This is a genomic window from Gemmatimonadales bacterium (assembly GCA_035502185.1).
In the GTDB taxonomy this organism is placed as follows: Bacteria; Gemmatimonadota; Gemmatimonadetes; order Gemmatimonadales; family JACORV01; genus Fen-1245.
Genome location: DATJUT010000054.1, coordinates 1 through 4,229 on the forward strand (window position 1 = coordinate 1; position 4,229 = coordinate 4,229).

Annotated in this window: 4 protein-coding genes; 1 reads left to right on the forward strand and 3 read right to left on the reverse strand. The window is 67.8% G+C overall.

Annotated elements, in window-relative coordinates; genetic code table 11:
• From VMF70_07275 to VMF70_07285, 3 genes are all read right to left on the reverse strand, one after another.
• Positions 1-861, reverse strand: an 861-nt coding sequence (locus VMF70_07275) for a hypothetical protein (GenBank protein ID HTT67811.1), incomplete at its 3' end; no start/stop codon positions are given.
• Between the two features lie 862 nt (positions 862-1,723).
• On the reverse strand, positions 1,724-2,224 hold the full coding sequence (locus VMF70_07280) for a hypothetical protein (GenBank protein ID HTT67812.1): 501 nt from the start codon (positions 2,222-2,224) through the stop codon (positions 1,724-1,726).
• A gap of 28 nt (positions 2,225-2,252) precedes the next feature.
• Entirely contained in the window at positions 2,253-2,393 is a 141-nt protein-coding gene (locus tag VMF70_07285; GenBank protein ID HTT67813.1) for a hypothetical protein, read from the reverse strand.
• A gap of 799 nt (positions 2,394-3,192) precedes the next feature.
• Here VMF70_07285 and VMF70_07290 point away from each other — a divergent pair.
• Complete coding sequence (locus tag VMF70_07290; GenBank protein ID HTT67814.1) at positions 3,193-3,843, forward strand: UPF0158 family protein; 651 nt, start codon at positions 3,193-3,195, stop codon at positions 3,841-3,843.
• Positions 3,844-4,229 lie beyond the last annotated feature (386 nt).

Genomic DNA, 4,229 nt, shown 5'->3' on the forward strand with positions numbered 1-4,229 from the left:
GTGGTCGTTGATCCCGTCCTTTGGATACGGCGTGATCGGCTCCACGCCGTACAGGCGTCTCAGATTGGTCTCGTTCTCGCAGAACAGGACCGTCGGCGCCGTGCCGTCCGGGCCGGGGTCGGCGAGCAGCTCAAGCTGCCCGAGCCACGGGTGCTCGATCCCGGCCGAGGTGTCGCCGGTAGCCGCCATCACAGGCTTGGGCGCATCGATCTCCCACGCCCAGGTGTTGCGAAACCATGCCGTGGGCAGCACGTGCACCGTGTCAGCACCCGGGCCCGCATTGACCACGGAGATCTTCATCAGCAGGTCATCGGGGTCGGCCTTGGCGTAGTGCACCTCGACGATCCAGTACCGGCCGGCATCGAACACCCCGGTGTCCACCAGCTCGTACTCGGGCTGGTACCGGTCGCGCCAGGCGTTCTGGTTGATCAAATCCTGGTAGGGGTACGCGGCCTGCGGATAATGGTACCGCCACCGGTTCCAGGCGTGACTCGGGATCGCGTCCAGGTACCACCAGTATTCCTTGACGTCCTCGCCGTGATTGCCCTGCGACCCCGTCAGCCCGAAGGCGCGCTCCTTCAGGATCGGGTCGCGGCCGTTCCAGAGCGCCAGCGACAGGCACAGCCGCTGCTCGATGTCGCAGAACCCCGCCAGGCCGTCCTCGCCCCAGCGGTACGCCCGCGACCGGGCATCGTCGTGCGGCAGATAGTCCCACGCGTCACCGTTGGCGCTGTAATCCTCCCGGACCGTCCCCCACTGCCGCTCGCTGACATACGGCCCCCACCGGTACCAGTCCCCAGCCTCGCGAAGCCCGTCCTCCAGTCGCCCGAAGCCCGCTACCCGCTCACTCTCGGCACCCATCGACGTCCCTCCGTCTCGCACAACAGAACACAGCGTCGTCTGGCCCCGACCTCTCGTGCTCCGGCGATCGGCCCGCCAGAGAAGACACGCAGCCGGTCTTCGCGCCCCTTCTAGACCGCGAACGAGACGGGGTCATCCCCTCAATCGGGTTAATTTGAGCGCTCGCATGAGGTAGGGCCTCGCCATGGCACCGAGCATCAAGCTCTTCTTCGATGACGGCCACAGGACCGCCACGGCCAGGGCGACATCTAGAACGAGGAGCCGGCGCTTGCTCGATTCCTAACGCCCACCGGCCACCCCTGGGCGATTTCGGACAGTCCCGTGGTGGCTCCAACGTAGGCGAGTCCAGAGTGCCGCCGCTCGGTCGTCCAAATCGGAAGCCACGTCGAGCACCGCGACGGCTCCTGGTCACCGAGGCGAACCGGGCGCGGTGTCCGCAATCAGGCCTGTGGGGCATCCGGGTGGTCTGGGGCGGAGTCGGCTGCTCGAGTCCTCGGGAGCGGCTAGTGGGGCACCGAATGCTCGAGCCGTTTCGGGCGGTGTCATCGCGATGCGTAGGTCGCTTCACGACCCCCCGCTAACGCTAGCTGCTGGCGGTGGGCGATCCGCGTGTGCGCTGAGTCGCCACGTGATCCACGCGGTGCCGACACCGGCGGCGATACCGATGGCTGTGTCGGCGAGCCGAAGAATCGGCTGCTCCCAGGCGCTGTGGGGGCTCAATGCCGCCGCGACCAGCACGACTGCCGGGGTGATTCCGGCGGTGATCACGTCCTCGTCACGTCCGATCGCCATCAGGAGGAACGTCCCAACACCGATCATCGCGCGAGGCCGAGTGGATGGAACGGGAAGACGAGCAGGTAGATCAGGCATCGCGCGAAGCTGACGAGCGTGGCTGCGGCGCGCGAGACAACGCCGCGGCTCTCTGTCGCTGGCCTTCGCGGTATACAAACAACGTCGCAAGCACCGCCCAGAGGCCACCGAGCAGGTCATCCGCTTTCGAGAGCGAGCGGACGCTTGAAAGCGCGTGCGTGGCGAGCCGGGAACTGACGAGCGACGCGGCAGCGAGCGCGAGGCGGTGGCTGACGACGGCCTGAAGGCGGGCTTCCTTCATCCGCGCAGCCCGGCAGCAACTCGTCAGAAGCCGATGACGTCGGCCCTGTCTTGCCGAGCCTCCTTGTATGAGCGCGAGCGGCTTGACCACCCGGTTGTACAGCTCCTCGGTGACGCCGTTGTCGAGTGCGGCCTGCTTGAGCGTCAGGTCGTGGTCGATCGCGTAGCGGGAGATGACGGATGCCCTGTCATAGCCGATGATCGGCGACAGCGCGGTCACCGTCATCACCGAGTTGTCGATGTTCTCCTTCACTTGTGGGTGGTGAGTTCTGCGCCCTCGATCATGAACTCGCGGAGTGGTCGCACACGGCGGCCACGATCAGTGCGGAGTGCAGGTAGTTGTTGATCAGGATCTGCCGAAAGGCGTTCAGCTCGAGGTTCGCCTCCGAGCCGCCCATCGTCATCGCGACGTCCGAAGACATACCTCGCCGAGTTGGGCATCGCCCGCGCCTGGACCGGCGACTTCGAGGGCGCCGCCTCGCTCATCGCGGAGACGGACGCCGTGACGGCCGCGACCGGGAGTAGCTTCCCGCCCTACGCGGCGCTGATGAATTGGGGCCTGCGGGGCAGGGAACCCGAGGCCTCCGTTGCGATATCGAGCGCGATCGAGCAGTCAGAGATGCCTGCGCGCAGCGTGGCGACGCACGCGCACGGGCTGCCGCGGTCTTGTTCAATGGGCTTAGCCGGTATCCGGAGGCGGCGGCGTCGGCTCGCGAAGCCGTAGCGAACGCGTTCGACCCGATGTCCTCTATGTGGGCGCTGCCCGAGCTGGTCGAGGGGGCAGTCCGGAGCGGGGACTGCGAGACAGCGCGTGATGCCTTCGACCGATTGGCGGAGACGACGCGGCCAAGCGGGACGAATCTCGCGGTTGGGATCGAGGCGCGTCGCCGAGGACTGTTGAGCGGCGGCGCCCGCGCCGACGACCTGTATCGCGAAGCGATCGATCAGTTGAGCCGCACGAGACTCCGGACACTATGTACAGGCCGTACGGTCAGCCCCGAACGAGGCCAGCGGTCACGGCGTGTGCTTGGCGGACGACGTGGATACAAGGCGCGGGCTTCCGCTTCAGCCGACCACCGACGTGAAGCGGCATCCGGGCGGGCCTCGACGGCGAGGCATGGCGCCCCAACCGGGCGCAAGACTACACAGAGCGAGATGGGCCCCATGGAGCAACGCTCCGCCCTGCGGGCGGCCGTATACCGCGGTGACGGAGCGGCTGTCGTGCACCTGCTCGGCGGCGTCGGCGCCTACGATGACTCGCCCCAGCTGGCCGGCGACGGTCTTATCGCTGCGCTCAGGCAGCGTCTGGACGGAGCCGCCGAGCTGGCTCGCGATCTCGTGGTTGGGCTCCGCCGGCGAGGCTGGGACAGGGATGATGAGCTGGCCGACGAGCTTGATGCTCTGCTAGGCGGTCCGGCGCCGATGCTGCGGGCCTTGCCCGTCGACCTCGAGGAGCTGGCTGGCATCCTTGAAGGCGACCCACTCACCGCGGGAGGCCGCATCGACGTCAGGACCGGTGAGGTCTGGGCTCAGGCAGCGATCGAATACGCGCTGGAGACAGGAGAGGAAGACGAGGACAGCGCCGATGACCCGGAGCGGTGGCTGCCTGTCTACGGCGAGGGCTCAGGCGAGGGCTACCGGGACATGGAGCTGTTCATCGCGTCGGTCGAGGATCTCGGCCGTGCCGAGCGTCTGGCGATCGCGATCAATGGCCGCGGCGCGTTTCGCCGCTTCAAGGACGAGCTCGCCCGCTCGCCCGGCGAGCTTGAGCGATGGCACGCACTGGCCGAGGAGCGCCAGCGCGGCCGAGCCAGGTCATGGCTCGCCGCGGCCGGCTACCGTGCGCTGCCCGCCGACCACCACGATCCCTGAAAGCGGGTCATCCCTGCGCCACCGGCCCGACCTTAGGCCCGGCTTGAGGCCGGGAGGGCCTTCCAGACCACCCGATAATTTCGCGCTCTGCCCGACGAAGACGCGTGGCCTGGGCATCAGCCTGAGTATCGAGCAACACAGCTGCCCGAGCGCGCTGTCGCTCGTGCCCTCCGCCCAGCTCGCGCCCGGACCGCCGCCCTGCGCTTGGGCCCGCTGTCCAGCACCTCCGGTAGGCTGAGGGTTCTGACGCTCGACCGTGTGACCGAACGGCGCCGCGCGGCGCAACTCGCTCGTCACTACCGCGACGAGCAGGGTCTCTCGATCGCGGAGATCGCTCGTCGGCTGGGACGCGCACAGGCCACCATCAAGAGCTATCTCTACGATCC